This is a genomic window from Rhodococcus sp. MALMAid1271, from assembly GCF_049195265.1.
Classification (GTDB): Bacteria; Actinomycetota; Actinomycetes; order Mycobacteriales; family Mycobacteriaceae; genus Rhodococcoides.
Genome location: NZ_JBMIRQ010000038.1, coordinates 1 through 284, shown reverse-complemented (window position 1 = coordinate 284; position 284 = coordinate 1). Strand labels below are relative to the sequence as shown.

Genomic DNA, 284 nt, shown 5'->3' with positions numbered 1-284 from the left:
TTCTTCGACGCATTGTGCGTATCGAAGCAATACCACGGCCTGCCCTTCCGGCAGGCCCGGCACTCCCCGCACACCGCCCGCCAGTTCAGCACCACCACATCACCGACCGCCACATGCGTGACCGCCGCACCGACCGACTCGACCGTGCCCGCCGCCTCGTGCCCGAGCAGAAACGGGAACTCGTCGTTGATCCCACCCTCGCGATAATGCAGATCCGTATGACACACCCCGCACGCCGCAACCGCGACCACCACATCGTTCGGACCCGGATCCGGGATCGTAAT

1 protein-coding gene is annotated in these 284 nt (G+C 65.1%); it reads right to left on the bottom strand.

Annotated elements, in window-relative coordinates; all coding sequences use genetic code 11:
* Positions 1 to 284 (bottom strand): alcohol dehydrogenase catalytic domain-containing protein (locus ACOQFP_RS02730; protein WP_421583359.1); only part of this gene is annotated, 284 nt, incomplete at both ends.